19 protein-coding genes are annotated in these 21764 nt (G+C 31.6%); 11 read left to right on the top strand and 8 right to left on the bottom strand.

What is annotated here, in order from left to right:
- Positions 1-247: 247 nt before the first annotated feature.
- The 6 genes from H0I26_RS14250 (at position 248) to H0I26_RS14225 (ending at position 7125) form a co-directional block, all read left to right on the top strand.
- Positions 248-2209, top strand: coding sequence for an AAA family ATPase (locus H0I26_RS14250; RefSeq protein WP_218699680.1), 1962 nt, complete (start codon positions 248-250; stop codon positions 2207-2209).
- Positions 2199-2780 carry an NUDIX domain-containing protein gene (locus H0I26_RS14245; protein WP_218699679.1) on the top strand — a complete coding sequence of 194 codons (582 nt, stop codon included), beginning with the start codon at positions 2199-2201 and terminating at the stop codon, positions 2778-2780. Before H0I26_RS14250 ends, H0I26_RS14245 begins: the two co-directional genes overlap by 11 nt.
- A 17-nt stretch (positions 2781-2797) precedes the next feature.
- On the top strand, positions 2798-3427 hold the full coding sequence (locus tag H0I26_RS14240) for a hypothetical protein (RefSeq protein WP_218699678.1): 630 nt from the start codon (positions 2798-2800) through the stop codon (positions 3425-3427).
- Positions 3428-3432: 5 nt separating this feature from the next.
- Positions 3433-4668 carry a DUF6638 family protein gene (locus H0I26_RS14235; RefSeq protein WP_218699677.1) on the top strand — a complete coding sequence of 412 codons (1236 nt, stop codon included), beginning with the start codon at positions 3433-3435 and terminating at the stop codon, positions 4666-4668.
- A 65-nt stretch (positions 4669-4733) separates the two neighbouring features.
- Positions 4734-5270, top strand: coding sequence for a hypothetical protein (locus tag H0I26_RS14230; RefSeq protein ID WP_218699676.1), 537 nt, complete (start codon positions 4734-4736; stop codon positions 5268-5270).
- A gap of 85 nt (positions 5271-5355) precedes the next feature.
- Positions 5356-7125, top strand: coding sequence for a hypothetical protein (locus tag H0I26_RS14225; RefSeq protein ID WP_218699675.1), 1770 nt, complete (start codon positions 5356-5358; stop codon positions 7123-7125).
- Between the two features lie 97 nt (positions 7126-7222).
- Here the strand turns inward: H0I26_RS14225 and H0I26_RS14220 are convergent, their stop codons facing one another.
- Positions 7223-7699, bottom strand: a complete 477-nt coding sequence (locus H0I26_RS14220; RefSeq protein ID WP_218699674.1) for a GNAT family N-acetyltransferase — start codon at positions 7697-7699, stop codon at positions 7223-7225.
- A gap of 283 nt (positions 7700-7982) precedes the next feature.
- Positions 7983-9011, bottom strand: coding sequence for a formimidoylglutamase (locus H0I26_RS14215; RefSeq protein ID WP_101018813.1), 1029 nt, complete (start codon positions 9009-9011; stop codon positions 7983-7985).
- A gap of 102 nt (positions 9012-9113) precedes the next feature.
- Between H0I26_RS14215 and H0I26_RS14210 the strand changes: the two genes are divergently transcribed.
- A complete protein-coding gene (locus H0I26_RS14210; protein WP_101018812.1) occupies positions 9114-9998 on the top strand; it encodes a chromosome partitioning protein ParA in 885 nt (294 codons plus the stop codon).
- A 430-nt stretch (positions 9999-10428) separates the two neighbouring features.
- On the opposite strand, the gene hutI is transcribed toward H0I26_RS14210, so the two are convergent.
- Positions 10429-11664, bottom strand: coding sequence for an imidazolonepropionase (gene hutI / locus H0I26_RS14205; RefSeq protein ID WP_218699673.1), 1236 nt, complete (start codon positions 11662-11664; stop codon positions 10429-10431).
- Positions 11665-11885: 221 nt separating this feature from the next.
- Between hutI and H0I26_RS14200 the strand changes: the two genes are divergently transcribed.
- Complete coding sequence (locus H0I26_RS14200) at positions 11886-12413, top strand: Crp/Fnr family transcriptional regulator (protein ID WP_218699672.1); 528 nt, start codon at positions 11886-11888, stop codon at positions 12411-12413.
- Positions 12414-12565: 152 nt separating this feature from the next.
- Here H0I26_RS14200 and fumC read toward each other — a convergent pair whose 3' ends face one another.
- Positions 12566-13963 (bottom strand): class II fumarate hydratase, encoded by a 1398-nt coding sequence (fumC, locus tag H0I26_RS14195; protein ID WP_101018809.1) that lies wholly within the window; start codon positions 13961-13963, stop codon positions 12566-12568.
- A gap of 192 nt (positions 13964-14155) precedes the next feature.
- Between fumC and H0I26_RS14190 the strand changes: the two genes are divergently transcribed.
- Positions 14156-15772 carry a sensor histidine kinase gene (locus H0I26_RS14190; RefSeq protein ID WP_218699671.1) on the top strand — a complete coding sequence of 539 codons (1617 nt, stop codon included), beginning with the start codon at positions 14156-14158 and terminating at the stop codon, positions 15770-15772.
- Positions 15773-15880: 108 nt separating this feature from the next.
- A complete protein-coding gene (locus tag H0I26_RS14185) occupies positions 15881-16054 on the top strand; it encodes a hypothetical protein (RefSeq protein ID WP_198519971.1) in 174 nt (57 codons plus the stop codon).
- A 147-nt stretch (positions 16055-16201) separates the two neighbouring features.
- Here H0I26_RS14185 and H0I26_RS14180 read toward each other — a convergent pair whose 3' ends face one another.
- The 4 genes from H0I26_RS14180 to prfB all read right to left on the bottom strand — a co-directional run bounded on the left by H0I26_RS14180 (position 16202) and on the right by prfB (position 20596).
- A complete protein-coding gene (locus H0I26_RS14180; protein ID WP_218699670.1) occupies positions 16202-18622 on the bottom strand; it encodes an outer membrane beta-barrel family protein in 2421 nt (806 codons plus the stop codon).
- Positions 18623-18711: 89 nt separating this feature from the next.
- Positions 18712-19089, bottom strand: a complete 378-nt coding sequence (locus tag H0I26_RS14175) for an ArsC/Spx/MgsR family protein (RefSeq protein WP_218699669.1) — start codon at positions 19087-19089, stop codon at positions 18712-18714.
- Positions 19090-19139: 50 nt separating this feature from the next.
- Positions 19140-19481: an arsenate reductase (glutaredoxin) gene (arsC, locus tag H0I26_RS14170; RefSeq protein ID WP_218699668.1), complete on the bottom strand. Its 342-nt coding sequence runs from the start codon at positions 19479-19481 to the stop codon at positions 19140-19142.
- Positions 19482-19485: 4 nt separating this feature from the next.
- Positions 19486-20596 (bottom strand): peptide chain release factor 2 gene (gene prfB, locus H0I26_RS14165; RefSeq protein WP_218699667.1). Its coding sequence is split into 2 segments (ribosomal slippage): positions 19486-20532 and positions 20534-20596, totalling 1110 coding nucleotides; the frame shifts between segments, so codons are not numbered across the junction.
- A 101-nt stretch (positions 20597-20697) separates the two neighbouring features.
- Here prfB and H0I26_RS14160 point away from each other — a divergent pair.
- Positions 20698-21717 carry a threonine aldolase family protein gene (locus H0I26_RS14160; protein WP_218699666.1) on the top strand — a complete coding sequence of 340 codons (1020 nt, stop codon included), beginning with the start codon at positions 20698-20700 and terminating at the stop codon, positions 21715-21717.
- The last annotated feature ends 47 nt before the right edge of the window (positions 21718-21764 follow it).

Raw genomic sequence — 21764 nt, 5'->3', positions numbered from 1 at the left:
AATAATATCTAAGTCTGTTCAAAAACGGAGATGTTTATAGAAAGCAGTAATATTAAACGTGTTTTTAAGTAAACACATTTCAAAAGAGAAAGAAAATAATTACAATATAAAAGTGAAGGAGTTGGAAAACTTCTAAAATTAAAAGCGTATTCATTCCGAAAAATTCGGTTTAAATTAAAATTAACAGCAAGAGTTAATAGTACTGATTAAATACTAAAGACTGCTAACCACATACTTTAAAAAAAACATGGAACACAACTCAACTTTCCCTATTAAAAAATCAGAATTAGACGTTTTACGTGACGAAGCTTCATCTTACCTAAAAAGTATTAGTTGGGAACAAGGTGGACGTGCAAAGAGTAAAGATAAAGACGCTAAAGACGAATCAATATTATTATACTTGTCAAAAGCAAATAATGGGTCGTCAGCATCTGTGACTTCGGTTTCTAAAACTATTTTAGCTTTAAAAAAACGATTATTACCGGATTCTGTAGCGATACCAATTCTTTTAAATCAAACATTGTATGCTGTCCAAGAAGGACTGACTTTAGGGATTTGGATAAAAGATAGTTATTATGATGCGTCAGGATTGTCTAGTCTTAACGAACGTAAATCGGCTTTAAATAACGATGGGAAAAGAGAGTACGAAAGTAAAATGCAAACGGCTAGTGCGTTTATGTTATTTGCTTCTGCTTATAAAATATTACACCTATTAAAACCTCATGCATCGGACGATCTAAGCGTCATGAAGCAAAAATTTGCTGGAATTCCAGAACTCTCTTTAATGTCTCCCTTAAAAGGCGTGTCTTGTGCTTTGTTTTACTACGATAAATATTTAGCACATCCGGACATTGTTAAGTCTGATAAAGATGTTGCTGATTTTACAGTAGTTTATTTTGAAGCGTTGATTGACGAAATTAATTTACGTAAAAGTAGTTTAGAATATACAGAGACTATTGTAGATAGAACGTATAAACTAGAAAATAGTGAATTTGCGATTTCAGGATGGGAAAATACCTTCCAAGGGACAGCAAAAAGTATTGAATTTAATAAAATACAGTTTGATCAAATAGTAGGAAACAGAGATGCCAAACACTTTGCAAGACGTTTAACAGAGCGTATGTTAAGTTACGATTTTGAAGCGAAGAAAAACCCCTTTCAAGAATTGGGTGGTTTTATGCCTGTTTTTATGGGATATGGTATTCCTGGAACAGGAAAAAGTATGCTAATTGCGGCAATAGCAACACGATTAAAAGAACATAGCGATAATTTAGATATTCCATTTTTGTTTCACCCAATGCCTGATACATTAATCAGTACGTTTCAAGGGGGATCAGCAGAGAAAATGGTGGACTGGATGAAGCCCATGCAAGACCCTACTAAATTAATTTTTGCACCAATTGATGATGCAGAAAATAACTTACAAGAACGTACTGCGCAAGGTGTGTCCGCAGGTGTAAAAGAAGTCATTGGTGTGTTTTTAAGATACACCGAAGGGGCGTATGCTGTTAATTACGGAAATAGCTCAATAGGTTTGTTTACTAACCTTCCTGAAATGTTAGATAAAGCCATAATCTCTCGTGTACAAGGACGATTTAAAATTGATGGTGCGCGAAGTGAGCATGACTTTTTAGATCAAGATCATCTATGGTGGAGAAAGTTAGATAAAACAATGCCTGACTTTGTAAATATGCAAGGACCGGATGGTTATCAATATTTACAAGACCAAGGCTTGGCAACAAATATGGGAGAAATCTTAAATATGTCTGACAAACCAACAGAATTACGTGTGTTTGATGCTTATGATAAAGCTGAAAAATTACATAAAACGACCGATCACTTGTTTTATGCGACGTTGTATAAAGAGATTCAGAAAATATTTCCATTTTTCTCTTCTCGTGATGTTAGAAATATACAAAGTGCCGTATCGTTGCGTTTAACCGATTTCGATTTAGAGCAAAGTTGGTTTGATAACCCAGAAACCTATTTCAAAAAAGATTACCAAACAAAGTTAAATATGCTTCAAGAATTAATGAAGTCTAACATGAAAGGATTAAACTTTTCTGAAATTAGAAGACAAGAAGTCGTGCGTTACTTGGATAACGTGGCAACTATTGCAGATACAGACTTTAAACGTAAAGTTGATGCTAGAGTTAATCAATTAAATATAGAAACCAAAGCAAGAGAATCATTTGGTAATGGTCAATAGAATTAAAGATATAGTTATAAATACCTTATCAAAAGGTTGGGCAACGCTAAGTGAAGTTTCATTTGCATATCAAATGAAAAATGAGACATGGGTAACTCAAAAACGAGAATCTTATGACCGAGGAGATGGGGCCACAGCTTTACTATACAATAAAGAGAAGAAGACCGTTATTCTAACTAAACAGTTTAGAATATCGTCATTTTTAAATGGTAACGCTTCTGGTTTTGTTGTAGAGACGTGCGCAGGTATGTTGGATGCTGACGAACCAAAAGCGTGTATTCTGCGAGAAATTGAAGAAGAAACAGGCTATAAAGTGCATGCGGTTACTCCGTTATTTGAAGCGTATTCGTCGCCTGGAGCACTGACTGAAAAATTATATTATTTCATGGCAGAATATTCAGAAGCGATGAAGGTGAGTGAAGGTGGAGGTTTAGATAGCGAACATGAAGATATTGAGGTGTTAGAACTCCCTTTTTCTGAAGCGTTAGTAATGCTAAATAATGGCGAAATCCAGGATTTAAAAACCATTGTGTTGTTACAATATGCGCAGCTAAATAAGCTGTTTGACTAAAATAAATTTTAATAATTATGGAAAAACCAATAAAAATTAAAAATGAATCCAATATCAATATACAAGATTATTTGTCGATTGGGTACTTATTTTTACTAATCTTAGGTGTTGTTTATCAAACGATTTATTATAAGTTTTTAGGTGTTAATATTTTAGATTATTCCTCTGTTTTAGATGTTTTAATTAGTCCAATAGCAGTGATGACTAGTAATTTTATTCTGGGATTAGCAGTTGTATTAAGTATGCTTATGGCTTATTTAATGGTTAAATTTATCCCTAAATATCATAATTGGCTAAGAAAAAAGGCAAAATATCAATCTGGGAAAAATAAATTAAAATTAGAAAAAGCAGATGCTAAATTCAAGAAAAAAAACTCAGTAGTTACTATGATTGCTTTTTATGTATTTGCTGTATTTATCGGGTTAGGTATTGGAAGTGGACATAAAACAAAGCAAAGAGTAGAGACCAACAATTATAAAATAACACACCAATTAACGTTTGACAATGGAAGTGTTCAAAACATAAAAATGTTGGGTAAAAATAGCTTGTATGTGTTTTATGTAATAAAAGGAGCTCCAGAAGTTATAATTGCTCCAATTGAAGGAAATATTAAGATGATTAAGAATTTGAAGAAAAATAATAATTAGGTTTAATGAATAAATTAAAACAAGCAAACCTATACAGAAGCGAACTAATTCCAATAAGTGGAAAATTAGTAGAGCGTTATAATCAATGCCTTAAAAAACTTGGGTTTACGGCAACAAAACTCACTAGCTTTTCAATTGACGGTATAGGCTATAGTCCAGAAATAGCAGAAGAAAAAGGGGATACGATGTACCTTAATAATGGGGAAGCTAATCCGCATGCGATTATTATTTCACCTTTACAAAAAGGAAAACCTGTTTACTCTCCATTTCATAGTTTTGATAGAGAGATGATGAAGCAAGTCTTTCAAGTACATGGACAAAAAATCAATGATATAACAAGGGATTCAGCTATTTGTATCGATTTTGACCAAGATATTGATGCATTTTACGAGCCTTTAGATGTATTAAAATATAATAAAGTATATATTAAATTTCATCTAGTAAATAACTTAGATAAAATTCAAAAAGAGCAACTAAAATTAATTGAGACGTTTAAGCAAGGGAATAATTTTATAGATGAAGATTTACATTTAGAACTATTAACATCTGCTAAAAAATATGGTGATTTACGGGATCGTGATTTAAGTTTACATAGCTTGCAATATCAAACGGATTCGTTTTATACTAAGTCCTTTGGTGGGGTGTATGTATTACGTGATTTTATTTCGCCACTCATCGTTTTTGAAGACTTAAAATGGTACAACGAAGCGATAAAAGATACGGTTCATGATATTATTATTTTCCATATTGCTCAACCGGAATTAATGGAAAAATTACGTGATCATGTTATTATCGAACATGATTTAGAGGAAGCCCTAAATACAGACCGTTACCAACGTATTAAAAAAATGGAGTTTGCGATGGCTTTAAAAGACACACAACATCCATTACGTGATATTTTGAATGATGCTGTATTGTTTAAAAGCTATTTAAATAAGTTAGATATCGAAACCAGAAAACGGGTTATGGGTGTGGAGCTGTATTTGGATAAATTAGAAGTTAGTAACCAGTATAAAATTTCCGATATTGTAGATTTAGATTTGTTTAATGCATTGCATTTACCCCATTCATCACTAATGGTTAAGCATCAGGATTTAATATGGAAGTTATTAATTAATGTTGCGCCAAGAGATGTGTTATTCTTGTATTGGTATGATAAAGAGGCGTTTTATAAGCTTTATGAGTCTTGGGACGATTCGTTTAAAGATTGGGTTATTGAAACGATTAGTAACAATATTTAAAAATTATAGACTAATTTAGTAGGAGCATTACAACAATGCTTTAGTAATATAAAAAAAGTAAAGCCATGGGTTTAGAAATCATCATATTTTTTGGAGCAATTCTTTTCGGTATTTTTGTCTATTGGACAGAGTCAAAAGGTAACGGATTATATCGTTTTTTTAATAAACTATTTAATAGTAAAGAATTACAAATGAAGGTTGGTAACAAAAAAGGCTTTATCTACAAACAAGACCTATTACCTAGAGTTTTATTTGTTGCTTTTACGTTTTTAATTGTTGCTTTAATTATTCAATTTTTAACGCCAATAGCTATTTTTAGTAGTTATTATGGAATTTCTGCTTTTGCTTCAGCTATTTTCGGAACATTAATAGGGACTTATGTGGCTAATTTTGTCCTTAAATCAGGGGAAGTAATCGAAGAACAATCGGACTCTATAGAAGATGTCGTTAAAGATGGTTTTAATAAAGGGAAAGAATTTTTGGAAGACTTAACTCATAACGATGCTAAAGTTGTCCAAGAGGCTAAAAAAGAAATTAAGGAAGACTCTAAAGCACCAGAAAAAAGTGCAAGAGAACGTTTGAAGGATAAAGGCTTGATGTAATTGGACTACAAGAGATAAGTCAAAACGAAATACTAATAAGAAGGTTGTTTTAAAAGTAAAAGGGCTATAGCCAAAAATATAAAACATGATTAAAAATTACTGGAGTAAAGGCGGAAAGCAAAAAGCAGTTGTTATCATTTTAGGATTAATTGTAGTGGCATTATTGTTTTTTTTAAGAGATGATTATCAACCATTATTACTATTTCTTAGAAAATATATTTTTATAATATTATTAAGCGGCATACTATTATTTTTTGGACTGCGTAGTTTTCGTAAATCTGCATCTACAGGGAAACGTCTCGGTATTTTAGGAGCGCTTCTAGTCTTTTTCGGGGTATTATATATTACTGGATGGCAATATCAACTTTACGACTATATGAGGACATACAATGTTTTTAATAATTTAAATAAGGTTGAAATTAATGAATTACCCCTAACACAAAATGAACGTATCCAACCGTTACGTAACATTTTTTCTATGGCTAATGAAAGTGTTGGAGAAACTAAAGATGTCTCATTACCACATTTAGTTAGAATTGGTGAAGATAATAAATGGACCATGGCTATTCAACCAACAGAAAAGTATGTTTGGCAGGGGATAAGTGATAATACGGAAGAAGTATTTGCTGTATCTAGTACAACGCCATTTCCTCGTTTTTCTAATGAAAACAGAATTCCAGTAACGTTTTCTATAGGTGAATCTTTAAAGTTTAGCAGAAATACTTACAATGCAGTAGTGCAACGTTTTAATCCATGGATGCTATTTAATTATGAGCCTAGCGATACATTTTACATGAAAAATGATTCAGGACAATGGGTAGAAGTGGTGAGTTTAATTAAATGGAAAGGTTTTTTCTTTCCTTACCCAACCTTTGGGGGTGTAATGGTTATTGATAATGGTGTACATGACTTTAATGATTATGTAGAGCGTGTTACTATTGGAAAAGGAACTTATATTTCTCCAGAGGAGATGAAAAATTATCCCTATCTAATCGGTCAAAATACCTTGTCCGAAAAAGTATCGCGCTTACAAGCAGAATCTTTAAAGTTTTTAGGTGGATTTAGTGATCCATTACCTTGGAATATGAAAACAGCGGTTAAAATACCTAACCTTCCAGATGACCAAAATCAACAACCATTTGTAACCGATTTTGATTTTTCAGATTCTAAGTCAGATGCTTATAATGGATTATATCATTGGTTTGGTTTAGAACCAGTAGGAGATGAGCGTACCAGTTTAACATTTAGTGTCTTTGTACCTGCTGATGGTAGTAACAAATTGTATTATTATGATCATGCTTCAAAAAAGCAAGGGTATGCAGGAGTATCTGCTATGCCTTTAAAGGTTATCGAATCTAGAAAAGAATATGATTGGTCTGTTAATAAGCCGGTAGAATTTAGACCATACATTAAAAATATTGCTGGTCGTAAGCGTATGTTCTTTTTAGGGACAATTTCTTCTATAAAAGCGGAAGGGTCTCAATTTGATGGTTCCGCAACTCCAGATTTAGCTCTAATTGATAGCGAATATAGAGATGTTGTTTGGATCGATGCTAAGCATCCAAGTCAATGGGAAAAATCAATTTATGATCAATTAAATGAAGCTTGGAGAGCAAGTGAAGGTATCGCCGAGTATTTTATGGATGATAAGAAGGCAACTGAGGCTATAATGAAAGATTTAAATGAGCAGTATATGGCAATAGATACAACGTCGTCTAATCATGGTAATTTGAAAAATGACAAAGACTCTTTAGAGGCATTACAACGTAAATATGACTCTATTGTAAACAAGCGTAAAGCAGATGATATTGCAAAGTTAAAGAGTAAAATAGATTCGTTAGAAAATAATAATTAAGTCATCAGAATTTTGAAACGCGGGATAAAACACTAACGTTTATCAAAATATAATGTTTATAAAAAAAAAGGCGCTAAATTTATATTTAGCGCTTTTTTTATGCATTTAAATCAAATTCCATCTTAATATCTGATCGTTTGTAAGGTGACTCTTTTTCAAGAGGGATTTCTTTAAAGCCTATTTTTTTATATAAATAGATTGCATTTTCTAACGTAGTGTTAGAATAAAGTAATAACCGTGAAAAGTGATTTGTTTTAGCAAAGTTTAGAGAATGCGTTAGTAATTGTTGGCCTATTTTTTGACCTCTCAAATTAGGAGAAACAGCCATTTTTGTCAATTCAAATCCAGGTTGGTCTTTTAAAGGCATAAACGCATAAGTCCCTACAATTTGAGTATCTAGTTTGGCAAAAAAGATAAAACCACCCTTATCAATGATATGATCTTTTGGATTGCTTAAAACAGCCTCGTCAAACGGCTCGATATAAAAGTAGGTCTCTAACCATTCTCTGTTTAAAACATAAAAATCATTAGAGTAAATATTATCAAAAGGTATTATTTCTAGTTTTGTAGACATTTAATTAAAAATTTTAATTGCAAAAAGTAACAACAGAATAGAGATTACGTTTATAAAAAAAGTCAAATTAAATATTGATTTGTCAGCTACTTTTTTTCTTATTAAATCAACAATCATCCATATAGGTATCGAAATGCTTAAAATTAATGCGGGTATTATTAATGCTTCTGAGAAGCTAATAAACCATTGTATTTCTACTTGATTAATAAGAACAAAAAGAAGTGTTATTATAAAAGTAAATACTATAAATGAAAGTCCTAATCTTATATATTCAACTTGAAGTTTAGTCATTTGTTTTAGAATTAGAGCGTATAAAATCAGTGATTAAATAAGTTATAAGTTTGCCTGTTTGTGTTGCATTCTTCTTTTTGGCAACAGCTTCGCAAATATGTAAATAATTTACATTGTCAAGCGCAGCGAAGTGATGTAAAAATTGTCTAGTTTTTTCAACTGAAAAGCCACTAGGTGTTTGGGCGCTACTAGGTGTATTTAATATGGCGTCACAATCTATTTCTATACCAAATTTAGATTTATTAACATGTGCCTCAGCGCGATGTAGTTCGCCCTGAAATTTCTTTTCATGTCTTACAGCAATTGCTTCATACGTATTATAATCTAAATGTTTATTCTCATTAAATTGACTAAGAATATCTGAAGAAGTATAATTTTCGTGTAATCCAAAAACAAAGTAACGTTTTAAAAAACCTTCGGCGTAAGCATAACTAAAACCATTACCGCTATGTCTGCCTTCTAAAGCTCTAAAATCTGTATGCGCATCAAAATTAATACTATTTACAGGCTGTTTTAAAGCCAAACTAGTACCTTTAATCATTCCGTAAGCATTATTGTGTCCGCCACCAATAGCAATGGGGATTTTACCAGCACTTACAATAGTTGATATTAGGTCTACGACGTGCTTATCTATTTCGGTTACTAATTTTCTTGCTTTAGTAATATGTTTTGGATGGTCTTGTTTTAGTTTAGACAGTTCTTCCTGTTCTGTGCTAAAATCTAGATGACCAAGTATTAAAACTTTTTCCGAGAGGTTAAATGCATTACTTTGGGTATTTAATAAAATTTTAATTGTAGCATCCCAAGTAGATGAAGTTCCTGGTTTTCCGTGGTTTGCAAAAACACCGACGTCTTCAGGGATACCAAATATAACATAAGAAACGTCCAAAGCTTTAAGTGTATCGTATATATTGGAAACACTGGTTAAAAATTGGGCATGTTCACCAAATTTAGTTTCGCCAGAACGTATATTAAGTATTTTATTTGCGATCGAATTATTTAATAAAATTAATTTATCCATTTACTTTTTATGTAGTTTTGAAAAATTAAAATTACGTTTTTATTATTTAAGGTTTTAATAAGAAACAAGAATTAACGTTTAACAATTTAAAAACAAATTACTATGGCAAATAACACCGCAAGTACAGGGTTAAAAGTAGCGTTAGGTATCGCTTTAGCATTATTTATTGGTACGGGTATTTACACTTCGTCTTTATATAAAGACAAAAAACAAAATGAACTAGAGTTAACACAACAAAAAAATGATGTGTTAAAAGACTTAAATGTAATGGCATCCAAATATGATGTTGCTTTAAGCGAAAATCAAGTAACAAATCAAAATTTAGTAGAAGCAAGAGAGCGTATTAAAGGCTTAATCGATTCTGTACAAGTTTCTGAAACAAATGTTAAGAATTTACGTCGTTATTATAATAAATACAATTCTCTAAAAAGAGAAATGGATGCGTTATTAACGGAAAATGATAGATTAAAGGTTGAAAACATGCATTTAGCGACTACTTTAGATAGTACTAATGTAAGATTTGAAGAAAGCAGAGTTTTTAATGATTCGCTTTTAATACAAAACACGGCATTGGCAAGAGTTGTAGAGAATGCAGCAGTATTAACCACAGCAAATCTAAAAGGTTTTGGAGTTATAGAGCGTAATAACGGTAAATTAATACCAACAGAACGCGCAGGACGTAGCGATAAAATTAGAGTATGTTTTACAGTCGCAAAAAACAGATTAGTACAAGAAGGAAATAAAGAGTTTTACATACAAGTTATAGATCCTAGTAGAAAAATTTTAGGTGTTAATGGGCAAGTTACATTTGAAGAACAAACACTTAACTACAGTATAATTAGTAAGTTTAATTACGAAAATGGAAATTTAGATATTTGTGAATTTGTTACAAACAACACAGGTAGTGATTTCGAAAAAGGACGTTACCAAGTTAATGTCTTTAGTGCAAACGAATTAGTATCGAGCTCTGAATTTACCCTCAAATAGGAGCTTGGCTGATATTAATTAATTATTCCAGTAAAACCTGAAAGCTAAACACTTTCAGGTTTTTTTTATGCGCTTATTTTAAGGGGGAATCATTATGTAATGACGCTCATAACTTTTTAAAAGCATATGTATGGTCATCGCATACTTAAATAAAGCCTAACTTGTACTGTTTTAAAGTTGATTGGCTTTCATTAGACTATAACTCATTTCTTTTGAAGTAGCTTAGATAATACAGAAAAGCACCCTGCTTATTTTTACAGCAATTCACTTTTAAAAACCTATTTTGGTATACGATTGTTTTGTTTATTAGAATTATGTTGTAGTTAGATCTGTCAGAATTTCTAACACAAGGCAGTTGATGAATGCAGTTTAAAACAGGTGAGAAACGTCTTAATTGTGAAGTGCTATATTAATTAGAAAGTGACTCCTACTAAATAACTTCCCCATTTATAATTACAGTATCAATATGATTGTCACCAAAAGCGTATGGTAAATAATTGTAACTAGAAATTGGTTTTGTAATAATGAGGTTTGCTTTTTTACCTTTAGTAACACTTCCATATTGATTAGAAATCCCCATTGCATAGGCGCCATTTATAGTCGCGGCATTTATAGCTTCTTCTGGTGTTAGTCTCATTTTAATACAGGCGGTACTCACCACAAAATTCATATTTCCAGACGGTGTTGAGCCAGGGTTATAATCGGAGGCTAGAGCTAATGGTAATCCAGCATCAATAATTTGTCGTCCTGGCGTATAAGGGATGCTTAAAAAATAAGAACAGGAGGGAAGAGCCACAGCAATTGTATCACTACCTTTTAAAGCCTCAATATCTTCAGAATTTAGTTCTTCTAAATGGTCTACACTTAAAGCATTGTATTTTACACCTAAAGCAATACCTCCAAAGGCATTAAATTGATTAACATGTATTTTAGGTGTTAAATTATACTGTTGACCTGCTTTAAGAATTTGCTCTGTATCGTTGAGATCAAAGTAACCTTTTTCGCAAAAAATGTCAATATAATGTGCTAAGTTTTCTTTAGCTATTTGTGGTAACATGACATTAATAATCTGATCTAAGTAACCTTGCTTATTATCTTTATATTCTAAAGGTAATGCGTGGGCTCCTAAAAAAGTAGCTTTAACCTTTAATGGAAAATCTTTTTTAATACGTTTAATAACGCGAAGCATTTTAAGTTCAGCATCCGGTGTTAGTCCGTAACCTGATTTAATTTCGATTGCTCCAGTCCCTAGTTTCATTACTGATTTTAAGCGAGAAATGGATTGGTTGTATAGCTCGTCTTCAGAAGTGTTTTGAAGTGTTTTGGCACTATTGATAATACCTCCACCACGATTTGCAATGTCTTCATAACTTAAACCATTAATGCGATCCACAAACTCTTGAGAACGATCTCCTGCATAAACAATATGTGTATGTGAGTCGCACCAAGTTGGTAATACTAATTTACCTGTGGCATCAATTATTTTATCTGCTTTTATGTTACTTATATCTACCATGGAACCAAAATCAACAATAGTGTCATTATCAATTAATAGATAAGCATCTTTGATAGTAGGTAATTCTTTCATCTGATGTCCAGATAATTTCAAAGTATTTTCTTCTCTGACCTGTAGTAATTCCTGAATATTTGTAATAAGTATTGACATAAAAAAAAGCTCTAATTTATAGTCAAATATAGACAAAATGCACAGTACTGAATACTAGTTGTCGTATTACTTATTTTAAGTTATTACTTGCCATACGTCGAAAACTTCTTTGGTCAACCAATAAATAGTATAATTTAGCATGTGTGTAAATAAAATATATGTTTGAGAAGGGAGAAAAATATTATATTGAAATATATAATTATATAACTTCATTTTACCCCATGTCTAAGGATTCTTTTGATCAGATGTTAAGTGCTTCTAGTTGTAAACAGCTAAAAGCAGGTGATGTTCTTGTTGATTCCGGTGATGTGCCAAGTAAAATTTATATGTTAAATAAAGGCGTTATGCGCTCTTACGTTAGATTGGAGAATGGAAAAGAGGTGACTAAATCACTTTTTTTACCTATTATAATCTTGGCTTCTTTTGATGCCTTGCTTAACCAGTCACCCTCTAATAGTATTTATGAATCCTTAACAGATTGTGATATTTTTGTTTTAGAGTATTTTGAGTTTAAGGCATTGTGTGAATCTAATATTGAAATTCTTGGGTTTTATGCCAAATTTTTAGAAAGCCTAATATGTGAAAAGGATAAAAAGCATATCGAATTATTAACGATGGGAGGAAAGGCACGTTATTTAAACCTTAGAAAAATGATTCCGAATATAGATAATTTGATACCACAATATCAAATTGCGAAGTATTTGAGCATTACTCCGGTACAACTAAGTCGCATTCGATCTAAATTATAGTATTTATTAACATATGTTAATGTTTATAAAATAAAATAGTTATAACCTTGCAAAGGTTATTTAACCATCCCTATTATAATTAATAACTAACTAAACGAAAAAAAACCGATAAGCTTGCTTATCGGTTTTTTGATTTTATATGTTTTGATGGATTATTTTAATGCACCTACCATGTTTTCTGGTTTTACCCATTCGTCATAATCTTCTGCTGTAACATAGCCTAAATTAACGGCTTCAACTTTTAAAGTTGTACCATTTTTATGAGCAGTATTTGCAATTTCGGCAGCTTTATAGTATCCTATTTTAGTATTTAAAGCAGTAACTAGCATTAAAGAGTTGTTTAAAAGCTCTTTAATAACATCATAATTTGGCTCTATACCAGCAGCACAGTTAATATCAAAACTAACACAAGCATCACCGATAAGTTGAGCCGATTGTAAAATATTTGCAGCCATCATTGGTTTAAAAACATTTAGCTCATAGTGTCCTTGTGTTCCACCAACAGTAACAGCAACATCATTACCCATAACTTGAGCACAAACCATAGTTAAAGCTTCACATTGTGTCGGGTTAACTTTTCCTGGCATGATAGAACTTCCTGGTTCGTTAGCTGGAATTATAATTTCTCCAATTCCAGAACGTGGTCCTGAAGCCATCATACGGATATCATTAGCAATCTTATTTAAAGACACTGCTAATTGTTTTAAAGCCCCATGACTTTCTACAATAGCATCATGTGCTGCTAAAGCTTCAAATTTATTTGGCGCAGTAATAAATGGCTGTCCTGTAAATTCTGCTATATATTCAGCAACACGTTTAGAGTAGCCTTTAGGTGTATTTAAACCTGTACCTACAGCAGTTCCTCCTAAAGCGATTTCACTTAAATGTGGTAACGTGTTTTCTAAAGCTTTAATACCGTGATCTAATTGCGATACATACCCTGAAAATTCTTGTCCTAAAGTTAAAGGTGTCGCATCCATTAAATGTGTACGACCAATTTTTACAACGTTTTTAAAAGTTTCTGATTTCTTTTTTAAAGTATCACGTAATTGTTTAACACCTGGAATTGTTGTTTTAACAATTTTAGTGTAAGCCGCAATATGCATTCCTGTAGGGAAAGTATCATTTGATGATTGTGATTTGTTAACATCATCATTTGGTTGTATTGTTTTATCTCCTTCACCAACAACTTTACCTGCTAATTGGTGAGCTCTGTTAGCAATAACCTCATTAACATTCATGTTAGACTGTGTTCCAGAACCGGTTTGCCAAATCACTAAGGGAAATTGATCATCGTGTTGTCCTTTCAAAATTTCGTCACAAACTTGTGCTATCAAATCACGTTTTTCAATAGGTAAAACTCCAAGTTCACAATTAGTATAGGCTGCAGCTTTTTTAAGATATGCAAAACCATAAACCACCTCAAGTGGCATTGATGCAACAGCACCAATTTTAAAATTATTTCTAGAACGTTCTGTTTGTGCACCCCAAAGCTTGTCTGAAGGTACTTTAACTTCGCCCATGGTATCTTTTTCTATTCTGTATTCCATCTGAAAATTAATTAAATTATAGGAGGTAAATTTACAAAATTTTGAGGTTTTAAATTGTCAGATTCATATAATAAAATTTAAAATAATAAGGCGGTATATGATGTGCGTATTATTATGATTTCTTTAAGAACAAAATATGGTTTTAAAAATAATACTATACCTTTATCGCTTAATGACAACTTATTCTCATAAATGAATTTTAATAAGAAAATTAAGAATATAAAATACTATTTTCTTGTTTTTATATTTTTAATTGTAGGCGCTGTTTTATTACAAAACCTACTAAATAGTAATAATGCTTTAGAACAACAGAAAATAGAGCAAAAACTTAAAGAGGAACATACCAATGCTTTAAACAGTGCTAAAGCAGGTATACAAGTGTATGCAAGTTTAGTCTCTTCGATTAAAAGTTATACTAAAAATGGTGCAGAGTTCCCCAATGAATACCAGCTTCAAAAATACCTCAAAGACTTATTAGAAGACATTGATTTTAATGATTCCATTTTGATTAGTCATGTTGGAACAGATCATGTTTTTAAATATGTTATTACACCAAATCAAATTGATCCTAAAAATTTAAAAGGTGTGTCTTCAAAAACATTTATTTCTAAACAAAAAATAGAGGAGTTGGATCGTTTAATGCAGTCTACTGATATTAAGCTTTTTTCACCAATAAATTTGAGAGAAGGATGGGCTGGTTTTCCATTTGATTTTTCAGCACGAAACAATAAAAATGAAATTTTAGGTTATGTAGCTCCCGTTATAAATGTCAAATATTTATTAGATTATTTTTATAAAAAAAATGATGCAAGTACCTATGTACATAAGTTTGTTGTCAATGACTCTATTGATTTAACACGAGAAGTCGTTTATAATAATACCAGAATTTATAATGAGGCAAGAGATTTAGAATATTATAAGGGTTTTGATGTAAAAGAAAACGATTATATTTATTCTACTATCGAATTATTTGGGTTAAAATTAAAGATCGGTAGTGCTTACAAAGTAAAACCTTTGGTCGGTAAACGTAGTTCTAATCTTGCTTATTTTTGGTATGCTTTAATTTCTATTTTAGTATTTATAACCTTGTATCAGTTTCTAAAAAATAGAGCTTTAAATACTAGTTTGTATGATGCTAATAATTTGGTTGTTCTTAAAAATAAGGCATTAGAAGGTAATTTACTAAAAATTCAGACCTTGATAAAAGAAGTCCACCATAGGATTAAAAATAATATGCAAATGGTGTCTGGTATTTTATTAATGCAAGAGGACGAATATGATGACGAGAATATCAAAAAAGCACTAAGAGATAGTCAAAACCGTATACAATCGATGTCTTTAGTACATGAGAAATTATATACTAACGTGACTTTGAAAGAGGTTAAAACAAAAGAGTATGTAGAACAATTATTGATGTATATCGAAGATACAGTTAAGTATAAATCCATGCAAATAGATAAAGAGATTGTTATTGATCAAGACTTATATTTTGATGGAGATACGTCTTCCGATTTAGGATTAATTATTAATGAGTTGGTAACAAACTCTTTTAAATATGTATTTACAAAAGATCAAAAAAACACGTTAAGTATCCAAATATTTAAAGATCAAGATTTTTATAAATTAGTGTATAAAGATTATGGAAAGGGATTAGGAGATGATTTTGATTTTAATAATGCAAAAACTTTAGGGATGCAATTAATAAATATTTTAACGGAGCAATTAGGAGGTCATTTAGAGTACGTTAAATTACCTGATAGCACATTTATTATTTCTTTTAAACCATTAGAGAAAAGCTTTAAGGAGTAGGTTGCTATATTTATTAACAAGTCTGTTAATAAAATTTCACTTTGTATTGGATAAAAAACAACTTTACTTTATCTTTGCTGTAATAATAAACAAGAAATTAAACACGTTATGTTCGAATTTGACCAATATTTAGGCTTTTTAGCATTTTTAACTATCTTAACCATAGGGTTTTGGTTAATGATTTTTTTAATAACTTTTGTTATTCCTTATTGGATTGGAGGAAGTGTAATTGAGCGTTTAAACGAGATTAAAGACGAGAAAAAAGCGAAGCGTACAGCTTAAGTTTTAAACTTATATATTGAAAAAGGGATATTCGAAAGAATATCCCTTTTTTTTATCATTTCCAATTCTCTAACTTATATTGAAAAAAAATGGTGTTAGCAAGTTTAACTTGCTAACACCATTTTTACTTTAGTGAAGTAGATAACTCTATCCTTCAAAATCTTCATTACCACCAAAATTACCACGTTGCGTGCGTTTCTTTTTCTGGTTAAATCTATAAGTAAAGGCTAGGTTAAAACTGCGTTCTCTCCATTGAAACTCGCTATAAGCATCAAAAGTTGGAGTAGTAGTTGTTTGTTGTCTTTTTCTACTATTAAATAAGTCGTTTACATTAAAAGCTAATGAGGCTCTGTCTCCAAATAAATCCTTACTCAATGCCATTGTAGTAGTAAAAATACCTTCAGACTTATTTTGAGCATCTTCACTAGATCCTCTATAGTTTAAGTTAGTTTGCCAATCAATTTCACCAGGTAAAGTGTACTTGTTATTTAATCTAGCAAACCAGCTTGTATTTGTATTGTCTAATGACAAACCATTAGGTGTATCTCCTTTAGTGTCATTTTGAAAAAAGTTAAAGTTTCCGTTTACTCTCCATTTTTTTGAAGGGCTATAAGTCAGGGTAAATTCAAAGCCATATCTGTCCTCCGTTGCTAAATTAATAGGCGTACGTTGTATTATAGGTAATTCTTCTCCGTTAACGAAAGCAGTTTCTCCTGTATCAAAACTAACATAGTTAAAAGCATCTGTTGCGTGAGAATAATATAAAGACGAGTTAAATGTTAATTTTCCAAACCGTTTTAAGTATCCTAAATCAAATTGTCCAGAGTAGCTAGGGTTTAAGTTAGGATTACCTTGGAAGTAATTAGTAACACTAGATCTAGAAGGGAATGGGTTTAAAAAGAACCCTCTAGGACGGCGCAAACGTCTTGCGTAACCTAAAGTTACATTTTCTCTATCAGAGATTTCATAACTTAAATTTACGGTTGGGAATAACCCCGTAAAATTTCGTTTATTATACTCTCCAGTAGTAGGTTGATCTATTGTAAGCTGTGTGTTTTCTAGACGTAAGCCTAATAAAAATGAAAATTCGCCAAATTTACTTCCAAATTGACTGTAAACAGCATTTAAATATTCTCTGAAATTTAAAACGTTAGATAGATCGGTACTAAGTTCAAACTGGTTTGTATCGGGGTCTAGAAATTGTACTTCAAAGTCTGTTGCTGTGGTATTAAAATTTCCTCTATAACCAGCTTCAAATTGACTATTTTCTCCAATTGGTAAAACATAGTCTGCTTGCAGTAAAATCTGTGTTTGCTCTTCTAAAGTGGCAACATCCTCAGTTGCTATATTATCAACGTTGACCAAAGAATTTTCATTCTCAGTATTTTCTTCATATTGAAAATCAAATGTAAATACGTGACCACTATCACTAAAGTTTTTTTGAAAATTTAAAGCATATTGTACGGTTTTATCATCTTCCGTTTCTGGGTCATAACGTACAGTTGTGGATAATAAATTTCTGTTAGAATCATATTGCTTTAAAAGGTTAGTCGTATTGTTTTCATTATTACCATCTCTGTATAAAAATGAAGTTGTAAGTGATGCCGAGTCGTTAACATACCATTCTAGACCTAAATTAGTGGTCAACCCTTTTCTAATACGATCAAAGTCATTTGTTTCATCTAAAAAATCACCATCAGATATATATTGTGTGGAAGAGGAGGAGTTACCCGGTGCTTCTCTATAGCTATAGCCCGTGGTACTAAAGATGTTTAAATCTCCAGTTCTGTAATTAATATTTCCATTTATTCCTGCAGAAGGATTGTATCCAACATTAGTTGTTATCGCTCCGTTTAAACCTTCTAGTTTACTACGTTTTAGTATAATGTTTAATATACCAGCAGTCCCTTCCGATTCATATCTAGCAGAAGGAGAGGTGATAACTTCTACTTTTTCTATTGATTCTGCGGGTAGTTGTCTTAAAGCTTCAGTCGAATTTAAACCAACCAAACCAGACGGTTTTCCGTTAATTAAAATACGAACATTATCATTACCACGTAATGCCACATTACCTTCAACATCTACTGAAACCGAAGGAACATTATCTAAAACATCACTAACAGTTCCACCACGTACGGTTAAATCTTTACCGACATTATATATTTTTTTATCAAGTCTAATTTCTACAGTTGTTTTTTCAGCAACTATTTCGATTTCATCTAAAGCTTCAAAATCTAAAGTTAAATATTGAGTTGTAAAAGTTTCATTTTTTGTAACAGACTTATTAGCTATAACTTCTGTTTTAAAGCCGATGTATTCAAAACTAACAGTGTAAGTGCCTGTTTTTACTTCTATTGAATAATTCCCATTTTGATCTGTAATTCCTCCCGAAACATCTGTAGGGCTTTTTGCGTTTTTAAAAACTACAGTAGCATATTCTAAAGGTGCATTTGTGTCTTTTTCTAGGATTTTACCAGTTATGGTTACTGTTTTTGAAGAAGCATTTTGCGCAAATGAAAAATTAAAGGCTAGAACGAGTAAGCAAAAGGTAATAATGTTTTTTGTCATAAAAATTTTGGTTTCTAGTATGACGACAAAAATACCGATAGGTTTAAAGGCGGTTGGTTAAAGCTTTGTTAAATAAAAAAAGCTTCATTTTATAATGAAGCTTTGTGTTGTGGTTTTATATTGAAAATACGTTTAGCGGGTTCGCCAATGACTGCTTTTTCACCATTAATAACAATAGGACGTTCAATAATATCTTGATACTCTATCATGACGTCTATTAGACTGGCGTCACTAAACTCATGACCATCGTCTTCTAAATGTTTAAAATTATCTTTCCAAGTTTTGTTTTCTGTTCTAATCAACTCAATGGGTTTTATGTTAAGAAGATTAATGATTTTGGTAAGCTTTATTTTGTCTAATGGTTTGTCTTGGTACTTAATGAGTTCTTGATCATTTTTATGTGTTTCTAATATTTCGAGGCAAGCATTTGAGTTTGAAGACTCAGGGTTGTGATATATTATTATCATTAGTATTAGGGAAATTGGTGGTTGCTATTATTTTTTTTTTGTAATACAGGCTATAATATTGTTTTTATAAGTTCAGTCGGTCTGCCTATTACAGCTTTATTCTCATTTGTTATAATTGGCCTTTCCATTAGCTTAGGGTTAGTCACTAAAGCTTCAATTATTTGAGTATCAGTCAGTGTTTTGTTTTTATAATTTTCTTTCCAAATAGCCTCGTTTTTTCGAACTAATTCTATAGGTTTTATTTTTAAAAGCACTACTAATTTAGTTAATTCTTCTTTAGATAAAGGATTGTCAAGATATTTGATGACTTCAAATTCTTGATTAGACTCTTCTAAAAACTGTAAGCCTTGTCTAGACTTGCTGCATCTTGGATTATGATATATTTTGATCATTTATTTATAAACTTTGATTGTCAGTTTGTTGTTGTCCCATCATCATAAGGTAGGCTTTTAAAAAGGGTTCAATAGTACCATCTAAAACAGCATCTACATTTCCAGTTTCATGTCCACTTCGGACATCTTTTATTAATTTGTATGGATGCAATACGTAATTCCTGATTTGACTTCCCCATTCAATTTTCATTTTACCAGCTTCAATGTCTTCACGTTGTGCTAATTGTTTTTGGAGTTCTATTTCATATAATTGCGATTTTAACATTTGCATCGCTCTTGATCTATTATCGTGTTGGGATCGTGTTTCTGAGCAAGATATCTGTATTCCTGATGGTTTGTGCGTTAATTGCACTTTAGTTTCTACTTTATTTACATTTTGCCCACCAGCACCACTTGATCGTGCCGTTACAATATCTATATCAGCAGGATTAATGTCGATTTCAATAGTGTCATCCACTAAGGGATAGACGTATACGGAAGCAAAACTAGTATGTCGTTTGGCATTACTATCAAAAGGGGAGATGCGCACCAATCTATGGACTCCGTTTTCACCTTTTAGCCAACCAAAAGCATATTCGCCTTCAATTTCTAGTGTTACTGTTTTAATTCCAGTAACGTCACCTTCTTGAAAGTTAAGTTCTTTGACTTTAAACCCATTTTTTTCGGCATACATTAAATACATGCGCATTAACATATTTGCCCAATCACAACTTTCTGTACCACCAGCACCAGCAGTAATTTGAAGTACAGCACTTAGACTGTCACCTTCTTCAGATAACATATTTCTAAATTCAAGATCTTCAATTAAAGATAGGGCTTTGTCGTAGCGGTTTTCAACATCTGTTAAAGTCGCTTCCTCTTCCTTAAAAAACTCGTAGATAACCTCCAGATCTTCAATAAGTATTTTAGACTGGTTGTAATCATTGATCCATTTTTTCTTCTCTCTAATGGATTTCATTACTAATTCAGCACTTTTTGAGTCGCTCCAAAAATTAGGATCAAAAGTCTGTTCTTCTTCATTTTGAAGGGCAATTAGCTTAGCATCAATGTCAAAGATATTGCCTTAACGACGTAAGGCGTGTATTAAGATCTTTAATGTTTTCTGAAGTGATCATATTTATATATTGGTTTGTAACAAAAATAGAATTATTACTATCATTTAAAAATATTTGCCAACTTTTTTTAATAATTTTATACTGTTTAAAAAGATAAAAAAATGATAATAGATTTAAGAAGTGATACGGTTACAAAACCAAGTGCTGACATGATGGAGGCCATGATGAGTGCTAAAGTTGGTGATGATGTTTATAAAGAAGACCCTACTATTAATGCTTTGGAAACTAAAGTTGCCGAAATGTTTGGCAAATCACACGCTTTATTTTTTCCCAGTGGTACGATGGCAAATCAAACAGCGCTTAAATTACATACTAATCCAGGAGAACAGGTTATTTGTGATAAATATGCACACATATATAATTATGAAGGCGGTGGTGCTTCTTTTAATAGTGGTATATCATGTAATTTACTGGATGGTCATAGAGGCATGTTCACTGCAGAACAAGTCATTGAAGCTATAAACCCACCAGAGTTTTATCATAGTCCATTAACAACATTAGTAGAAATAGAAAATACAACTAATAAAGGAGGTGGAGCCTGTTGGGATTTTCAAGAAATACTAAAAATCAAGGCGGTTTGTAAAACTCATGATTTAGGATTTCATTTAGATGGTGCACGACTTTGGAATGCTTTAGTCGAAAAAAAGGAAACAGCTAAACAATATGGAGAAGCTTTTGATACTATTTCTGTATGTTTAAGTAAAGGATTAGGATGTCCAATTGGATCTGTTTTAGTTGGTGATGAAGCCATAATGAAAAATGCGATGAGAATTAGAAAAATATTTGGAGGAGGAATGCGTCAAGGAGGATTTTTAGCAGCAGCAGGATTATTTGCTTTAGAAAACAATATTGAAAGATTAACAGAAGACCATAAAAAAGCAAGAGAATTAGCGGAGGTTTTAAATCATTCTAGTTTTGTAAAAAAAGTGGAGCCTGTGGAAACGAATATCGTGATATTTGAGCTTAATAAAAAATATTCAGAAAAACAATTTTTAGAGCTACTTTCTGCTAAAAACATAAAAATAAATGGAATGGGAAGTAATAAACTTAGGCTAGTAACTCACTCTAATTATGTTGAAAATCAGCACGATAGCGTTCTTTGTTTTCTAAGAAATTTGTGATTTTAGTCAATTTCATTTTAGTTTAATTTTAAATATAGAATTTTCCT

Source organism: Olleya sp. HaHaR_3_96 (assembly GCF_019278545.1).
In the GTDB taxonomy this organism is placed as follows: Bacteria; Bacteroidota; Bacteroidia; order Flavobacteriales; family Flavobacteriaceae; genus Olleya.
The sequence above is the reverse complement of the archived record's forward strand: the minus strand, read 5'-3'. Positions and strand labels throughout refer to the sequence as shown.

Excerpts from the sequence above, each read along its gene's own strand:
- fumC (WP_101018809.1), bottom strand. The coding sequence starts at position 13,963 with ATGGAATACAGAATAGAAAAAGATACCATGGGCGAAGTTAAAGTACCT.
- H0I26_RS14215 (WP_101018813.1), bottom strand. The coding sequence starts at position 9,011 with ATGGATAAATTAATTTTATTAAATAATTCGATCGCAAATAAAATACTT.
- H0I26_RS14225 (WP_218699675.1), top strand. The coding sequence starts at position 5,356 with ATGATTAAAAATTACTGGAGTAAAGGCGGAAAGCAAAAAGCAGTTGTT.
- H0I26_RS14250 (WP_218699680.1), top strand. The coding sequence starts at position 248 with ATGGAACACAACTCAACTTTCCCTATTAAAAAATCAGAATTAGACGTT.
- H0I26_RS14175 (WP_218699669.1), bottom strand. The coding sequence starts at position 19,089 with ATGATAATAATATATCACAACCCTGAGTCTTCAAACTCAAATGCTTGC.
- H0I26_RS14200 (WP_218699672.1), top strand. The coding sequence starts at position 11,886 with ATGTCTAAGGATTCTTTTGATCAGATGTTAAGTGCTTCTAGTTGTAAA.
- arsC (WP_218699668.1), bottom strand. The coding sequence starts at position 19,481 with ATGATCAAAATATATCATAATCCAAGATGCAGCAAGTCTAGACAAGGC.
- hutI (WP_218699673.1), bottom strand. The coding sequence starts at position 11,664 with ATGTCAATACTTATTACAAATATTCAGGAATTACTACAGGTCAGAGAA.
- H0I26_RS14240 (WP_218699678.1), top strand. The coding sequence starts at position 2,798 with ATGGAAAAACCAATAAAAATTAAAAATGAATCCAATATCAATATACAA.
- H0I26_RS14190 (WP_218699671.1), top strand. The coding sequence starts at position 14,156 with ATGAATTTTAATAAGAAAATTAAGAATATAAAATACTATTTTCTTGTT.
- H0I26_RS14230 (WP_218699676.1), top strand. The coding sequence starts at position 4,734 with ATGGGTTTAGAAATCATCATATTTTTTGGAGCAATTCTTTTCGGTATT.
- H0I26_RS14210 (WP_101018812.1), top strand. The coding sequence starts at position 9,114 with ATGGCAAATAACACCGCAAGTACAGGGTTAAAAGTAGCGTTAGGTATC.
- H0I26_RS14185 (WP_198519971.1), top strand. The coding sequence starts at position 15,881 with ATGTTCGAATTTGACCAATATTTAGGCTTTTTAGCATTTTTAACTATC.
- H0I26_RS14235 (WP_218699677.1), top strand. The coding sequence starts at position 3,433 with ATGAATAAATTAAAACAAGCAAACCTATACAGAAGCGAACTAATTCCA.
- H0I26_RS14220 (WP_218699674.1), bottom strand. The coding sequence starts at position 7,699 with ATGTCTACAAAACTAGAAATAATACCTTTTGATAATATTTACTCTAAT.
- H0I26_RS14160 (WP_218699666.1), top strand. The coding sequence starts at position 20,698 with ATGATAATAGATTTAAGAAGTGATACGGTTACAAAACCAAGTGCTGAC.
- H0I26_RS14245 (WP_218699679.1), top strand. The coding sequence starts at position 2,199 with ATGGTCAATAGAATTAAAGATATAGTTATAAATACCTTATCAAAAGGT.
- H0I26_RS14180 (WP_218699670.1), bottom strand. The coding sequence starts at position 18,622 with ATGACAAAAAACATTATTACCTTTTGCTTACTCGTTCTAGCCTTTAAT.